Origin of the sequence: Hyphomonas sp. (assembly GCF_018402285.1) — a bacterium.
Taxonomy (GTDB): domain Bacteria; phylum Pseudomonadota; class Alphaproteobacteria; order Caulobacterales; family Hyphomonadaceae; genus Hyphomonas.
The window spans coordinates 593,951-608,279 of record NZ_JAGYJH010000003.1; the positions used below are offsets into that span (position 1 = coordinate 593,951).

Consider the following 14,329-nt stretch of genomic DNA (forward strand, 5'->3'; position numbering starts at 1 on the left):
TTTTGAAAAGACTGGAGACGCCCATGTTGTTTTCCCGCCGTAATCTCAGCCTCGCTGCTGGCATGGCCGCCGCCGTCGCTCTCACGGCCGGCGCGCTCATCGCCTCCACAGCGGAAGCTGCGCCCGCTCCGGCAGCGATTGGCGCAAACGCCCCGGCCTTCACTGGCACCACGTCAAATGGGGAGACGGTTTCCCTGGCAGACTTTGCAGGCAAGACGGTCATCCTGGAATGGACCAATGATGGCTGTCCTTTCGTGAAGAAGCATTACGCCGACCCGCCGTCGAACATGCAGTCCCTGCAGAAATCAGCGACTTCGGACGATATCGTCTGGCTGTCGGTGATTTCGTCCCGTCCGGGTTCGCAGGGTCACGTCACCCCGGCGAAGGCTAATGAGCTGACGACGACGCGCGGCGCGGCGCCTTCGCACGTGATCCTGGACGAAAGCGGCGACATCGGCCGCCTCTTCGGCGCCAAGACCACGCCTCACATGTACATCGTCACGCCGGAAGGAAAGCTCGTCTATGACGGCGCAATTGACTCCATCTCGTCGGCTCGGGTCGATGACATCGCCAAGGCCGATAACTATGTGACGGCCGCGCTGGCCGATCTCGATGCGGGCAAGCCAGTGGCGACCGCCACGTCCAAACCCTATGGCTGCGCCGTCAAATACTGACGCTCAAGCCTCGCTAGGAGTGACAGAGGCCGGCGGGGCAACCTGCTGGCCTATCTGCTTTTGCTCTCTGACGCGGCGAAAGGCTTGCCCGCTGCCGGATATGCCTCCAAACCTGCAACGAGGAGGAGGCGCCGATGAGCAGAGACAAGAACCCGATCGTCAAGGACCAGCCCGCCGAGATGCCGTCGGAAGGGGGCCCGCTCGCCGAGTATGGAGGCGGCCTACCGCCCTCGCCGGTCTGGTTCAAGGAAGCGGTTGCGGTACCCTATGAAATGGGCAAGGTGACGGTCAAAGGCGCCGAGGTGACATTCCAGCGCTGGGGCAAGCGCGGCGCACCGGGATTATTATTCGTGCACGGAAATGGCGCCCATGCGCACTGGTGGGATTTCATCGCACCTTATTTTGCCGAGCATTACAATGTGGCCGCGCTGACCTTCTCCGGGATGGGCGACAGCGAATGGCGCGAAACCTATGACATGGATACTTTCTCGCTGGAGGAAGTCGCCGTGGCCGAAGCGGCCGGTCTCTTCGAGGGGCCGCGCAAGCCTGTCATCGTTGCTCATTCTTTTGGCGGTTTCGTGACGCTCGTCACCGGCGCCAAGCATGGCAGCCGGTTTGAGGGCATGGTGATTGTCGACAGCCCGGTAAACCCGCCCGAACGGCCGCGCGGCGGACCCTCGCGCGCCAGCCGTCCGCACAAGGTCTATCCCGACCTTGCCGCCGCGCTCGCCCGGTTCCGACTTGCCCCACCGCAACTCTGCGAGAACCATTACGCGATGGACTACATCGCCCGCTGGAGCCTCAAGCGGGCCGATGGCGGGTGGAGCTGGAAATTCGACCCGATGATCTGGACACGGTTCGAGCCGGGGCTGGACCCGGCCGAGATGCTGAAGGCCGCCCAGTGCCGCATCGCTATCATCCGGGGCGAGGAAAGTGCGCTGATGCCCGATGATGTGGGCGACTACATGCGCAGCCTGCTGGGCCATCAGGTACCATTCGTGTCGGTGCCCCATGCCCGCCACCATGTGATGCTCGACCAGCCCATTGCCTTTATCTCCACGCTCCGTATGCTTTTGGCCGAATGGGACCATTCTGATCCCCATCGGAGCGTCGAAACCGGGCAGGTTTCGATCTGACCGGCAGAATTTCTGCCACGATCCTTTTGCTTGATTGCCCGGGCCTTCAGGGTAAATCTGCGCGCGAACGGACTGAACGGGGGCACGATGACCAAGGCAACACTCGACGAGAGAACCCACTACTCTTCGGTCGAGCGCTTCATCGAGCGCCCGGTCGTGCGCGATACGATCATGACGCTGATCGTGATCAACGCGATCGTTCTGGGCGTGCTGACCTATTCCGAGGCGCTGCCGCGCTGGCTCGTTACAATCCTTAACGTCATTGACATGTCGGTGACCTTCATCTTCGTCGCCGAGATTCTGCTCAAGCTCTATGTCTATCGCCTGAAATTCTTCAAGCTCGGCTGGAACTGGTTTGACTTCATTGTGGTCGGTGTCTCGATGATACCTGGCGGCTCGGCCTTCGATGTGCTGCGGGCTCTGCGAGTGCTGCGCCTGCTGCGCCTCCTGCATTTCATCCCGACCATGAAACGCATCACCGAAGCGCTGCTCACGGCGCTGCCCGGCATGGGTGCGATTCTCGCGATCCTCGGGCTCGTATTCTACGTCTCGGTCGTGATGGCGACCTACCTTTTCAGCGGATCGCAGAACACGGAGAATTTCAGCTCCCTGGGCGCCTCGGCCCTGACGATGTTCGAAGTCCTCACCATGGAGGGCTGGAATGGCCACATGCGCGACCTGTTGGATGAGTATCCCTGGGCGTGGATGTTCTTCATCCCGTTCATTCTCTTCACGGTCTGGGCGATCCTGAACCTCTTCACCGCCGTCATCGTCGACTCGCTGCAGGACAGCGCGCTCGAGAAGATGCTCGATGCTGAAGAGAAGATCAGCGATGAGCTCGAAGTGCAGGAGTCCCATGACGTGATCCGCCACAGGGAACTGATGGCGCTCATCGGGGAGCTGCGCGCCGAAGTGCAAGAATTGAAGGCTACGCGCCGCAGCGAGGGCTGATCAGCCGGCGAAGGCTTTCTCGATCACGAACTCTGCCGGGGCTGCGTTGGAGCCTTCGGTGAGGCCGGCCTTGAGCATCAGGGCTTTGACGTCCTGGATCATTTCCATCGAACCACAGATCATCGCCCGGTCGGTTGCCGGGTCTAGCGGAGGCACGCCGAGATCCTCAAACAGCTTGCCGTTCTCGATCAGTGTGGTGATGCGGCCCATGCGCCCGTAGTGTTCGCGGGTTGTCGTCGTGTAGAGCTTCAGCTTGTCACCGACCATTTCGCCGACGAGCGGATCATCCTTGAGGCTGTCGATCAGGGTGCGAGAATAGATCAGCTCGTTCACGTCCCGGCAGGTATGGGTGACGATCACTTCCTCATAGCGCTCATAAGTATCGGGATCGCGCACGAGGCTAGCAAAGGGGGCAAAGCCTGTGCCGGTAGAGAACATGTAGAGGCGCTTGCCCGGGGTCAGCGCATCGAGCACCAGCGTGCCCGTCGGCTTGCGGCCGAGCAGCACCTTGTCGCCCGGCTGGATTTTCTGTAGCCGCGAGGTCAGCGGGCCGTCCGGCACCTTGATCGAATAAAATTCCAGTTCCTCGTCCCAGGCGGGGGAGGCGATGGAATAGGCGCGCAGCAGGGGTTTGCCGTCTTCCTTGTGCAGGCCGATCATCACGAATTCGCCTGTGCGGAAGCGGAAGCTTTGCGGGCGCGTCAGACGGAAACGGAACAACCGGTCGGTATAATGCTCCACGGAGAGGACAGTTTCCTCGGTGGGCCCGTTCGGACTGGCTTTGGCAGGCGCTGCCTGGCCTGCGGATGCGTCGGCGCTCATGCCCCAAGATCTCCACTGTCTCTTGCTCCGACGTCAGTTGACGTGGGCGGCGGGCAAAAGCAATGCGTCAGATGATCGGTTTAGATTTGCTCAACGCTCGGCCTGGATGGATGCTGCGCGCTCAACGCTCAGAACAGGCGGACAGGGCTTGTCTCTGACTGGGCGCTCGCCTGAGGCGCTGCCGTTAAGCCGATGAGGATGAAGCCCACGCTTAGAAGCAGCACGGCCGCAAGCGTCGGCAGATGGGTCTTGGCCGGTTTGGTCCGCATGATGCACCCTCCGTTCTTCAGGCGCGCAGCAAAGGCTAAAGGCTGCCTGCGGCTGAAATGCGCGCATGATGAGGCAGACAGTGCGATTTTTGTGCCAGTTTGCGGGCGGGCGGGAGGTCAGCTCTCCGGAAGGCGGCCCATGCGCTCTTCCCAGTGGCGGCGGCAGACGGAGAGATATGTCGCCTTTGCAATGGAAATCTGCTCGCCTTCGGTAAGGGCTTTTCCGTCCTGCCCCAGACGCACGACCATGGTGGCCTTGCGGCCGCACTCGCAGATTGTACGCACTTCGCGCAACTCGTCGGCAATCGCCAGCAGGGCAGCCGAGCCTTCAAATAGCTCACCGCGGAAATCCGTGCGCAGCCCGTAAGCCAGCACTGGCACGCCAAAATGATCGGCCACCCGGGCTAGCTGCCAGACCTGGTCCTTGGTCAGGAACTGGGCTTCGTCCACGAAGATCGCGTCAATGGGGTGAACGGCCTTCTGCGTCTGGATCAGGCTGAAAAGGTCTGTGTTCGACGTATAGAGCACGGCCTCGGCCGAGATACCGATCCGTGAGCTGATATGCCCGTCACCGGCATCCCGGTAGAGGGCAGAGGTCAACAGAAGAACCTCCATCCCCCGCTCGCGGTAGTTGTACGCCGCTTGCAGGAGGATGGTGGATTTGCCCGCGTTCATGGCGGCGTAGGAGAAGTAGAGCTTTGCCATGTCGGGACTGCTGGAAGTGTGGGGTCAGCGAAGCGAGAGGGCAACGCCTTCGCGGCGCGGATCGGCGCCGCCTTCAAGGCCCCGGTCGCGAACAACGATGACGTGAAGGCCGGAGTTCTCGCCCGTGCGCTCTTCCACCGTGTACCCCATTTCCCTCAGGGCTTCGGCCGCCTCCGGGCCGCCCTCGATGTCAACCTCGACACCGACCGTATTCCCGCGCGCGATGATGTTGGGCAGGGTGGCGGCTTCCTGGGCGGTCTTGCCCCATTCCAGAACGCCCACCAGTGTCTTGGCGACATAGGCGACAATCGAATTACCGCCCGGCGATCCGGTCACCATGAAGAGGTCGCCGCCTTCATCGAAGACGAGGGTCGGGGACATGGACGAGCGCGGACGTTTTCCGGCGGCAACGGCATTGGCGACAGGCTTGCCGTCTTTCTCCGGAATGAGGGAGAAATCTGTCAGCTCGTTGTTGAGCAGGAAACCGCCCGCCATGCGGGAGGAGCCGAACGCGGCCTCCACGGTTGCCGTCATCGACACGGCATTACCGTCAAGATCAATGATCGAGATATGGGTGGTGCCGGCGCCGGGCGTGGTGGGGTCTTCGCCCCACATCGGGCGCATCGGCGCGCCGCCGAGCACAACGCCGGGATCGCCCGGGAAGGACTTCTCGGCAGGCTCGAAGGCTTCCTTCGCGCGGGCCTTTATATAGTCCGGATTAATCAGTTCTTGCGTCGGGACCACCACATGATCGGCGTCGGCAACATAATGATCGCGGTCTGCATAGCCGAGGCGCTGGGCATCGACGAAGGCCTTGAGGAACAGGCTCTCATCGGCATTGACGGTCGCGGCCGGCTTGAGGTGTTCGTAAAGGCCCATGATCAGGTTCTGCGCGATCCCGCCCGAGCTTGGCGGCGGCGCCGAGCAGATCTTGTAGCCAGACTGGAGCGTGCCGCAGACCGCTTCGCGAACTTTTACTTCATATCCGGCGAGGTCTTCCAGCGTCATGTTGCCCCCGTCAGGGCCTTCATTGACGGCGGTGATGATCTCGGAGGCGAGCGCGCCGCGATAGAAGGCATCCGGGCCTTCATTGGCGACGGCTGCAAGGGTTGCAGCGTAGGCCGCGTTGGTGCGGCGATAGCCTGCCGCCAGCGGCTCGCCGTCGGGGTAGAAATACGCGGCGGTCACCGGATTGTCATCGAGACGGATGACGGCGCGCAGACGCTCCGAGGCCAGCACTTCCGCAAGGCGCGGGGAAACTTCAAAGCCTTCTTCGGCAAGCTCGATGGCGGGCTGGAAAAGGCTTCCCCAATCCCCCTGTCCGGCGGCTTCATGGGCGGTCTTATAGAGCGCGATCTGTCCCGGCACGCCGACCGAGCGGCCCGACTGCCAGGCGGTTAGGAAGTCCATTGTCTGGCCGTCCTTCTCGAACCAGTTGGGGCCAGCCGCCGCCGGGGCCGTCTCGCGGCCGTCAAACACTGTGATCTCGTCGCGGGCGCGGTCGTAATAGACCATGAAGGCGCCCCCGCCGATGCCCGAGCTTTGGGGCTCGACAAGGCCGAGGACGGCATGGACGGCAATGGCCGCGTCCACAGCGTTGCCGCCCTCGCTCAGAATCCGCAGGCCCGCTTCCACGGCACGCGGATCAGCTGCGGCCACCATAGCGCCCTTGGTCCAGGAAAGGTCGCCGAGCGCCTCGGGCGCCTCATCGGAAACGGGGGTTACACTAGAGGCCGGGGGCGCCTTAGCCGCCGGCGCGCAGGCGGCAAGGAGAAGGACAGTGGCTAGGGTCGTGAGGTGGCGCATGAGTCGTCCCTTTCTTGGCGCGGCGCTCTGCTCGCTCTAAGGGTTCAGGTCAGAGCAGAAACTTAGCAGGGCACATAGCATGGCAAGACCGGGTTCGCGCAACCTCATAACCGACATTGAAGGCATCCGCGTTGGTCAGGCCGAAGATGCCCGGGTTGGAACGGGCGTGACCGTAATTGTTCCGGATTGGCCGGCTTTGTCCGCGATTTGTGTCGCCGGTGGCGGCCCCGGAACCCGGGAAAGCGACGTTTTGTCTGCCGGACGGCTGGTGTCTGACAGTATCGACGCGATCTGCCTGTCGGGCGGTTCTGCCTTTGGACTGGCCGCTGCTGACGGCGTGATGGCGGGCCTGAAGGCGCAGGGCAAAGGCTTTGCGTTGGTGCCCAGGGCCGGCGTTCCGGCCACCCCCATCGTCCCGGCTGCTATCCTTTATGATCTTGCCAATGGCGGCGACAAGGACTGGGGCGATACCGCTCCCTACGCCCAGCTGGGCCGGCAGGCCTTTGAGTCGGCAGGAAAAAATATCACCCTTGGCAAAGCGGGCGCCGGTTTTGGCGCCCGTGCAGGCCTGGCGACGGGCGGGACTGGCTCGGCCAGCATCGTCACACGTGACGGCCTGACGGTCGGCGCCTTGGCGGCGGTCAACAGCTTCGGGTCTGTCCGCATGCCAGGCTCTGACGCGTTCTGGGCCTGGCCCTATGAAATCGCTGGAGAATTTGGCGCCGCCCGCCCAGAAGCTGGCTTTGCCTTCGACCCCGAAGACTGGGGCGCGGCCAAGGCCAATCCCAGCCCCCGCGAGAACACCACGATCGCCTGCATCGCCATCGACGCGGCCGTCACCCATGATGAACTGCAGCGCATCGTGCAGATGGCGCTCGCCGGGATGGCCCGCGCCATCCGTCCAGTTTTTGCCCCGACAGACGGAGACGTGCTCTTCGCCCTCTCAACGCAGGCCCGCCAGATCGATGGCGCCCGCCCGATGGCGATTGCCCGCCTCGGCGAACTTGCCGCCGGAACCCTCGCGCGATCCATAGCGCGTGGTGTATACGAAGCGGAACGGCAGGAGGGACGGCCATGAACAGATATCTCAAGCTGGCGGTGGGGACCGCCATCCTGGCAACACTCAGCGGCTGCATGGTCGCCGGGCGCGACGCCGACATTGCTGACTGGCCAGGCATGGCCTCAGTGCAGACGGTTTCGGGAAGCACGATCTATCATGAGTGCGGTGCCACGATGATTGCGCCCGAATGGGCCCTGACGGCAGCCCACTGCGTCGAAAACGCCCGCATGGAAGCCAATGGCCGCGCCGCCCAGTATCTGGAAGGGGACAATGGCCAGATGACCCGGTTTGGCACCCTCGCGGTCGCCGCCGGGCTCGGCGACCTGACCGTCGTTCCCAAGGATACCGTCTTCGCCGTGCGCCGCATCGTGATCCATCCAGGCTATCGCCGAAGCGCCCCGGAGCAGGGCAATGACATCGCCCTTCTGCGGATCGCAGGAAGCTGGGACGGGCCGCTGATGCCGCTCGACGGGCTTACTGCGAGCGCGGGAGACCTGATGCAGCCCTATGCTGACATCGTGGCTGCAGGCTATGGCAAGCTCGGCGAAACGGCGCAGGGCCAGGAGGGCGTTGCCCGCGGGGGCCGGCATGTTCGCGCGCCCTCACTGATCCTTCAGGAAGGCTATGTGCCGGTGGTCGATACTGGTGTCTGCAACAGCCAGATCCGCGACCGCATCAATGAGGCCGGCCTCGCCGCGGCCTATCCTGGTCTCGTCATCGATGGCATTACCCAGCTCTGCGCCGGTATCGGCGGGTCGGACGCCTGCCAGGGCGACAGTGGCGGCCCGCTCGTCATCCGCAAATCATCCGGCAGTGCGGTTCAGGCCGGAGTGGTCAGCTGGGGCATGGGTTGCGCGCGGGAAGAGAGCCCAGGCGTCTACATGCGCGTCTCCGCCTTTGCGCCCTGGATCAGCGCTGTCACGGGCGTTGCCCTGCCGGCGCAGGTCGTTGCTGAAGCGCCCCCCGCCATCGAGCCTGTGGCGGAAGATAGTGTCCCGGCCGCGCAGACAGGCCCGTCCGCACCAGAACGGGCCGACGGTTTGCCACCGGAAACCGTTGAAACACCTGCTCCGGAAGAGACTGCACAGGATACCGGCAATTGAGGCTTGCATGGCGGTAAACCCGACTGTATGTGTCCCGCTTCTTCAAGTGGACAAGCACCCGTAGCTCAGCTGGATAGAGCACCAGACTACGAATCTGGGGGTCAGGAGTTCGAATCTCTTCGGGTGCACCATTAAATCAAGGACTTACGAGCCTTGGGGGTCAGCAAAAAAACTCAAAAATAGCTCTGGGTCCCACTGGGGTCCCAATTAACAGGCTGTTTCGCGGTGTTTCGCCGCGTAGTGTTGTGAGAACAGGATAATGCTGCTCTTGCGGGCCAGTTGGTTGACCGCGTCCGATGACGTGAAGATCTTCCGTTTCAGCTTGAGTTTCACACGAGCGGAAAGGTGCTGAATACCGCCGGCGATTGAGCCCTCTGCAGGATCCAGCTGATCCCTCGAAGCCTGGTAAAAACTCGAACTGCCGAGCGGCAGCAATCTGGCGGAAGCCAGACGGAGTCCAGGTTTGCGTATCAGGCAATTCATCGCCGATTCCTGCCTTAGAGCCCCATTCGCAATCGCTTGCTGCTTCGGTGTTGTCCGCTCGCAGGTACCGCGAACAGCTTCTGTGAACCCATCGAAAAAGGAGTCAATTCTTGTTGGAAACAAGGACGCCCTCAATCGCGTCCATGACGAAATCCACGACCTGGTCAAAAAATTCAGGGTCAGGGCGACGTGAATATTCGAGCGCCAATCCTCGGGTTAGCGCCCTCATTGCATACTTGTAGACACGGAAGTTCACAGCGCTTTCGCCAAAATCCGCAAGCATACGGGTTAGCGCGTCGTCGCCGATGCTTCTTTCTGTTTGCAGGTAGGTTTCAACGCGGTCGCGCAACGCCTGATCGCTTTTCGACGCGATCCAGATCTCTAAGAGAAACCAAGTTGCGGGATCACGGTAAGCGGCCTTCAAGCCGTAACGAGCGCCGGTAAGATTAGCCTGCGCAAGGTCTGCAATAGATTCTTTGTATTTTTTCTGGCGCCGCTCAAGAACTTGCGCACATGCCGCAGCTATTAAGTCCACGCGCGTATCACCAAAATGATGCTGGATAGCGCCGCGCGTTAAGCCCGCCCGCCGGGCAATGCGTTCGAGCGTGGCTCCCGCATAGCCGTACTCAAAGACAACCGCGATGACTGCATCGACAAGTTTCTGTTGGGTTTCCAGCGCCTTCATGATGCTCCTCTTTGCCGCCCTCGCGGGGCATGTTGCTTTGGGCGGCTTCCCTTACCCGAGTTGCAACAAATAGCGTCCCGAGCCAACCCGCTGTCACGAAACTGATGCCTAAACGCGCTAAGCAGAACATACATACACGAATGTATGTGGAGGGGAATTATGATTTCTACCAGAAAACATCTGCTACTCGGATTGCTGGTTGCCACGTCCGTAACGGCATTTTCGTCTGCGACGGCGCAAGAGGCGAGCATTCAATCCGCGACCGACGAAGTCGCCGACGTTCTGGTTCAGGACGCGGTTGTCGTGACTGCACGCAAGCGCGAGGAGCGTCTGAGCGATGTTCCCATCGCCATTTCGACATTTAACGGTGAGCAGCTCAAGGATAGCGGGGTGTCGAGCCTCACCGACCTCTCCACTCTCGCGGCCGGGGTCAGTTTCCGCCAGGACGTCGCGGGGCGGGCGTCCCCAAGCATTGTGATCCGGGGCATTGGATTTGATGACTTCCGTTCAAATGGAAACCCCGCCGTCGCTGTAAGCTTCGATCAAATCTACCAAGGATCGAACGCCCTTATCGGCGGCGGCCTTTTTGATATTGACCGGGTCGAAATCCTGAAGGGACCTCAAGGCACGCTCTACGGTCGCAATACCACTGCCGGTGCCGTCAATGTGATCACGCGGGCGCCGGGAGAAGCTCTCCAGGCCAACGCATATGCTGAGTACGGCAGTTTTGACCGTATCCGAGCAGAGGCAGGCATAGGCGGGCCACTGAGCGATACCGTCAGCATCCGGTTGGCGGCGGCATACGAATCGGGTGGAGGCTTCCTTACAAACAAAGGCACATCGACGTTCACAGGGTTCACGCCGGCGCCCGGACTGGTTCCACCCCTGCCGTTCGTTCCTGAAACTGAAAACGTAGGCGATGCAGACTTCCTGGCTGTCCGAGGTACGCTTCTTTTCGAGCCCTCTCCGGACACCACTATAACCGCGCAGCTAAACTTTGCGCGCGACCAGGGCGATAATAGCCAATCAGATGTTCTTGGCAGGTCTGCGACGGGCTTTACTGAGCCCGACACCGATCCGTTTACGTACTTTGGGAACGTTGCGCCGACCATCGACTCTGATCAGTCGGGTTTCAATCTGCGTCTTGAACAAACAATTGGCGGCGCTACGCTAACTGCAATCGGCTCGTATACCAATCTCGACCGGGCCTACACGTTCGATCCCGGCGATCCGCGCCGCCGGTTCGACCTCGACTACGCCGACGACCTTGACCAGTATACCGGCGAGGTTCGACTGTCGGGCTCAGCCGGAGCCCGCATGGACTGGACTGTAGGCGGATTCTATTTCCAGGACGAAGTGCGTCTTCGCAGCCTGCTCGACGCGAGCGATTTCGTCACCTCTATCATCGCCACTGACTATCTGCAGATGCGTGAAAGCTCGGCGCTCTTCGGTGAGACGGACTGGCATTTGTCACCCAGCATCACGCTCACGGCAGGGCTGCGGTATACTGACGAGACGAGCGAATTCTCTGGTTCTACGATAGATCTGGACCCTTACGGCACAGGCATTGCCACAGCAGCGCTGCGACTGCCCGTATTCTTCGACAATACCTTCGAGGATGACAATCTTTCTGGCCGCCTCATCCTTTCTTACAGCCTTGCAAACGATGCGCTGGTCTATGCTTCGTATAGTCAGGGCTACAAGAGCGGCGGATTTGACGGGTCGACGATCTTCTCTGCGCCGGAGGCGTTGCCGTTCCAGTCTGAGAATGTCAACGCGTATGAAGTCGGGGCAAAATTCCTTGATGCGGGCTCTCCGTTCAATGTCACAGTTGCAGGTTTCCGTTACAGCTTCGACGACCTGCAAGCCAACTCGGTGCGTCAGACCGCCGGGATCACCACCGCCGTGCGCACGAACGTCGCCGCTGCAACTGTCTGGGGCGGTGAAATTGAAGCCGTGATCCGCCCGGTCCGAAACGCAAGAATCGGTATGGGCTTGGCGTATCTCAACACAAGCGTTGATGATTTCGTTTCGTCCGACCCGGCGGAAGTTGCTCGGCGTAACGGCAACGAACTGCCAGACTCCCCGGAAATAGCCTTCAATATCGACGCAAGCTACAACTACGGCCTTTCAGGCGGCTGGGAGCTGAAGCCGCAGATGAATTTCAGCTACATTGATGATCACTTCAAGGAGATCGATAATTTCGTCGCCGTTGAAGGGTACGGAAGGCTTGATCTTAGGCTGGCGCTGACATCGCCCGACAGCGGACTGACGCTGGCGGCCTTTGGCCGAAATGTGACCGATGAAGTCTACTTCACGGGCGTGATCCCGGCCACTGCAGCAGGCGCCGTGATCGGCCAGCAGCGGATAGTCGGACGCCCTGCGACATACGGCATATCGCTGGAGTATGCGTTCTGATGGCGTCTATGCTCATAGCGCACATCTCAGACCCGCACATCGTAGAGCAGCCGAAGCTCTGCTATGATACCGTCGACACGCGCGCCAATCTGGCGCGCGTGCTCGCGCGGATTGAGACAATGCGGCCTACACCCGATTTGGTTGTACTGACGGGCGATCTGGTGGACGAGCCAAGCGCTGAAGCCTACGCAACTCTGCGGGAGACGCTCGGCTCCCTGTCGATCCCGCTCATTCTTTTGCCGGGAAATCATGACGACCGGGCCCTGCTTGCCAAAAGCCTTCCTGAACACAACTATCTTCCGCAAGGAGGCGGGAAAGCGCATTTCGTCATTGATCGGACGGATGCGCCGCTCATCGTTGGCTTTGACGCTGTCGTCCCAGGATGCGAACACGCGTTTGTCGGGAACGAGGAACTCGACTGGCTGGCGCAGGCCTTGGGTGGGAATTCCTCGCGGCCGACGATGCTCATGATGCATCATCCTCCAGTTCACACTGGGCTGGCTTTTATGGACGCTATGCAACCGCCGCTCGATCCACGCTTCGAGTCCCTCATCGCACGGCATCGCCAGGTTAGACTCATTGTTTGCGGACACGTGCACCGAACGATCGACGCAGTGTTTGGAGGCACTCGCGTTGCGGTGTCAGGCAGTACGGGCTTTCAGTTCGAGTTCGCTCTTGACCCCAATACGCCGCCTCGCTTCTCACTTGAGACGCCGAGCATCAGGCTCCACCATTGGAACGGCGAAAGCGTGACTTCATTTACCGCGCCGCTCGCCGAGAACTGGCCGAGCTTCGGATTTCCCGGGGTGAACGAAGCGACATGGCCCGAGATGATGCGCCGTATGCGCGACGGGGCCTCGCGCAATGATGTGTATACCCCGGAAACGGCTGCGGAAGGATGACGACGCAACCGGAGCGCCTCGGCCTGGTGCGGGTGCTTAGCTATGCTGCGCCAGGGCTTGCAATCAAGGCGCTGACGCTGCCCTTAATCGCCTATCTCCCACCCTTGTACGCGAGCTTGCCAGGACTTTCGCTGGCTGCTGTCGGCGCCATCTTCATGCTGGCGCGCCTGTGGGACATTGTAACCGACCCGCTGGCGGGCGCTCTTATGGACAGGTCGCGCCCGCCACTTGGCCGCCGCAAGTTCTGGATTGTACTCGCGACGCCGGCTCTCATGGCGGCGCTCTGGCCATTGTTAAATCCGCCTGAGACGGCTGATACAGTTTACCTTGCCGGGTTGCTGTTCTTTTTTTACCTCGCCTGGACATTGCTAACCATAGCCCACGCCGCCTGGCCGGCCGACCTGACACCCGATCCTGCAGGTCGCACGCAGCTCATAGCCTGGCGCGAATGGGCGGGCGTTATCGGCATGATTTTAGTGTTGGTGGCGCCAATTACCCTTCTGGGAAGTGGCGCGCCGCTTGATGATCAATTGGGGGTCATGGCAGGCCTGCTCTTGCTGATCATACCGCTTACCATTTTGCCATCTCTGATACTCCTTCCGCAGGGCCTGGCTGCAGAACAAAAAGAAAAGCCAAAGCTGTCTGGCGCCTGGCGGCTCATCCGGCAATCGCCTTCGTTACGGCGCCTCCTTGCTGCGGATTTGCTTTCCGGTGGCGGCTACGCTGCGAACAGCGCCACATCATTTTTCATCATGTCGCACTATCTCTCCGTAGGCGATCAATATTCCTCAATCATGTTATGTTTCATGCTGGCAATGATCGCCGGCATTCCAGCCTTTCTCAAGCTCAGCCTTTGGAAGGGTCCGCATGCCAGCTTCGCTTTAGCTATGATTGGCGCGGCGGTGGCGAGCGTTGGGTTTGCTTTCGCGCCAGCGGACAATGTCGTCGCCGCAATGATGCTAAACGCTGCGTTGGGTTTCTGCACGGGCGGCTACCAATTTAACTTGCACACAGAGATGGTTCGATTGGCCGATAATGATCGCAAGCAATCCGGCCAGGATCGCGTCAGCCTCCACCTCGCGTTGCTCGCAATGACTAACAAGCTTGGCTATGCTTTGGCCGTGGGCATCGTCTATATACTGCTTGAGTGGTTTGGCGGGACTCGCGAGGGCTCTGCAGAATTACCCTCGGTCGCGCTCGTTGGTCTCGGACTTGTGGCCCCTGCGGCGATGTTCGGGTGTGCGGCATGGGTGCTGACAAAGTCATCAATTCGGCATGCCAAGCATGAGACTGCTTTTGAATGACAATCTCTGGA

At 60.9% G+C, this 14,329-nt stretch carries 14 protein-coding genes and 1 tRNA gene; 9 read left to right on the forward strand and 6 right to left on the reverse strand.

Annotation, left to right across the window (positions count from 1 at the left end; all coding sequences use genetic code 11):
- The first annotated feature begins 23 nt into the window (after positions 1–23).
- From KG722_RS05585 to KG722_RS05595, 3 genes are all read left to right on the forward strand, one after another.
- Complete coding sequence (locus KG722_RS05585; protein WP_213270537.1) at positions 24–674, forward strand: redoxin domain-containing protein; 651 nt, start codon at positions 24–26, stop codon at positions 672–674.
- 134 nt (positions 675–808) lie between these two features.
- On the forward strand, positions 809–1,810 hold the full coding sequence (locus KG722_RS05590; protein ID WP_213270538.1) for an alpha/beta hydrolase: 1,002 nt from the start codon (positions 809–811) through the stop codon (positions 1,808–1,810).
- Between the two features lie 87 nt (positions 1,811–1,897).
- Entirely contained in the window at positions 1,898–2,761 is an 864-nt protein-coding gene (locus tag KG722_RS05595; protein WP_213270539.1) for an ion transporter, read from the forward strand.
- On the opposite strand, the gene KG722_RS05600 is transcribed toward KG722_RS05595, so the two are convergent.
- The 4 genes from KG722_RS05600 to ggt form a co-directional block, all read right to left on the reverse strand.
- The gene (locus tag KG722_RS05600) at positions 2,762–3,583 is read right to left on the reverse strand and encodes a ferredoxin--NADP reductase (protein WP_213270541.1); all 822 of its coding nucleotides are present in this window, start codon (positions 3,581–3,583) and stop codon (positions 2,762–2,764) included.
- A gap of 128 nt (positions 3,584–3,711) precedes the next feature.
- Positions 3,712–3,852 (reverse strand): hypothetical protein, encoded by a 141-nt coding sequence (locus KG722_RS05605; protein ID WP_213270543.1) that lies wholly within the window; start codon positions 3,850–3,852, stop codon positions 3,712–3,714.
- 117 nt (positions 3,853–3,969) lie between these two features.
- Entirely contained in the window at positions 3,970–4,557 is a 588-nt protein-coding gene (locus KG722_RS05610; protein WP_213270545.1) for a thymidine kinase, read from the reverse strand.
- 24 nt (positions 4,558–4,581) lie between these two features.
- The gene (ggt, locus tag KG722_RS05615; protein WP_213270547.1) at positions 4,582–6,363 is read right to left on the reverse strand and encodes a gamma-glutamyltransferase; all 1,782 of its coding nucleotides are present in this window, start codon (positions 6,361–6,363) and stop codon (positions 4,582–4,584) included.
- A 79-nt stretch (positions 6,364–6,442) separates the two neighbouring features.
- On the opposite strand from ggt, the gene KG722_RS05620 reads away from it, so the two are divergent.
- From KG722_RS05620 to KG722_RS05630, 3 genes are all read left to right on the forward strand, one after another.
- Positions 6,443–7,441: a P1 family peptidase gene (locus KG722_RS05620; protein WP_213270549.1), complete on the forward strand. Its 999-nt coding sequence runs from the start codon at positions 6,443–6,445 to the stop codon at positions 7,439–7,441.
- The gene (locus KG722_RS05625; RefSeq protein WP_213270551.1) at positions 7,438–8,526 is read left to right on the forward strand and encodes a serine protease; all 1,089 of its coding nucleotides are present in this window, start codon (positions 7,438–7,440) and stop codon (positions 8,524–8,526) included. The genes KG722_RS05620 and KG722_RS05625 overlap by 4 nt, the downstream gene beginning before the upstream one ends.
- 54 nt (positions 8,527–8,580) lie before the next feature.
- Positions 8,581–8,657: transfer RNA gene (locus KG722_RS05630), tRNA-Arg, on the forward strand.
- A gap of 76 nt (positions 8,658–8,733) precedes the next feature.
- Here KG722_RS05630 and KG722_RS05635 read toward each other — a convergent pair.
- Positions 8,734–9,009 carry a hypothetical protein gene (locus KG722_RS05635; RefSeq protein ID WP_213270553.1) on the reverse strand — a complete coding sequence of 92 codons (276 nt, stop codon included), beginning with the start codon at positions 9,007–9,009 and terminating at the stop codon, positions 8,734–8,736.
- Between the two features lie 103 nt (positions 9,010–9,112).
- On the reverse strand, positions 9,113–9,694 hold the full coding sequence (locus KG722_RS05640) for a TetR/AcrR family transcriptional regulator (RefSeq protein WP_213270555.1): 582 nt from the start codon (positions 9,692–9,694) through the stop codon (positions 9,113–9,115).
- Positions 9,695–9,853: 159 nt separating this feature from the next.
- Here KG722_RS05640 and KG722_RS05645 point away from each other — a divergent pair, with 159 nt between their 5' ends.
- Genes KG722_RS05645 through KG722_RS05655 form a run of 3 tightly spaced genes read left to right on the forward strand, consistent with a single transcriptional unit; the run spans position 9,854 to position 14,318 of the window.
- A complete protein-coding gene (locus tag KG722_RS05645; protein ID WP_213270557.1) occupies positions 9,854–12,112 on the forward strand; it encodes a TonB-dependent receptor in 2,259 nt (752 codons plus the stop codon).
- Positions 12,112–13,014, forward strand: a complete 903-nt coding sequence (locus KG722_RS05650; protein WP_213270559.1) for a phosphodiesterase — start codon at positions 12,112–12,114, stop codon at positions 13,012–13,014. The genes KG722_RS05645 and KG722_RS05650 overlap by 1 nt, the downstream gene beginning before the upstream one ends.
- Positions 13,011–14,318: an MFS transporter gene (locus KG722_RS05655; protein ID WP_213270561.1), complete on the forward strand. Its 1,308-nt coding sequence runs from the start codon at positions 13,011–13,013 to the stop codon at positions 14,316–14,318. The genes KG722_RS05650 and KG722_RS05655 overlap by 4 nt, the downstream gene beginning before the upstream one ends.
- Positions 14,319–14,329 lie beyond the last annotated feature (11 nt).

Bases quoted from the DNA above. Each gene is read 5' to 3' on its own strand.
- KG722_RS05595 (WP_213270539.1), top strand. From the start codon at position 1,898: ATGACCAAGGCAACACTCGACGAGAGAACCCACTACTCTTCGGTCGAG.
- KG722_RS05645 (WP_213270557.1), top strand. From the start codon at position 9,854: ATGATTTCTACCAGAAAACATCTGCTACTCGGATTGCTGGTTGCCACG.
- KG722_RS05620 (WP_213270549.1), top strand. From the start codon at position 6,443: ATGGCAAGACCGGGTTCGCGCAACCTCATAACCGACATTGAAGGCATC.
- ggt (WP_213270547.1), bottom strand. From the start codon at position 6,363: ATGCGCCACCTCACGACCCTAGCCACTGTCCTTCTCCTTGCCGCCTGC.
- KG722_RS05600 (WP_213270541.1), bottom strand. From the start codon at position 3,583: ATGAGCGCCGACGCATCCGCAGGCCAGGCAGCGCCTGCCAAAGCCAGT.
- KG722_RS05590 (WP_213270538.1), top strand. From the start codon at position 809: ATGAGCAGAGACAAGAACCCGATCGTCAAGGACCAGCCCGCCGAGATG.
- KG722_RS05605 (WP_213270543.1), bottom strand. From the start codon at position 3,852: ATGCGGACCAAACCGGCCAAGACCCATCTGCCGACGCTTGCGGCCGTG.
- KG722_RS05650 (WP_213270559.1), top strand. From the start codon at position 12,112: ATGGCGTCTATGCTCATAGCGCACATCTCAGACCCGCACATCGTAGAG.
- KG722_RS05655 (WP_213270561.1), top strand. From the start codon at position 13,011: ATGACGACGCAACCGGAGCGCCTCGGCCTGGTGCGGGTGCTTAGCTAT.
- KG722_RS05610 (WP_213270545.1), bottom strand. From the start codon at position 4,557: ATGGCAAAGCTCTACTTCTCCTACGCCGCCATGAACGCGGGCAAATCC.
- KG722_RS05625 (WP_213270551.1), top strand. From the start codon at position 7,438: ATGAACAGATATCTCAAGCTGGCGGTGGGGACCGCCATCCTGGCAACA.
- KG722_RS05640 (WP_213270555.1), bottom strand. From the start codon at position 9,694: ATGAAGGCGCTGGAAACCCAACAGAAACTTGTCGATGCAGTCATCGCG.
- KG722_RS05635 (WP_213270553.1), bottom strand. From the start codon at position 9,009: ATGAATTGCCTGATACGCAAACCTGGACTCCGTCTGGCTTCCGCCAGA.
- KG722_RS05585 (WP_213270537.1), top strand. From the start codon at position 24: ATGTTGTTTTCCCGCCGTAATCTCAGCCTCGCTGCTGGCATGGCCGCC.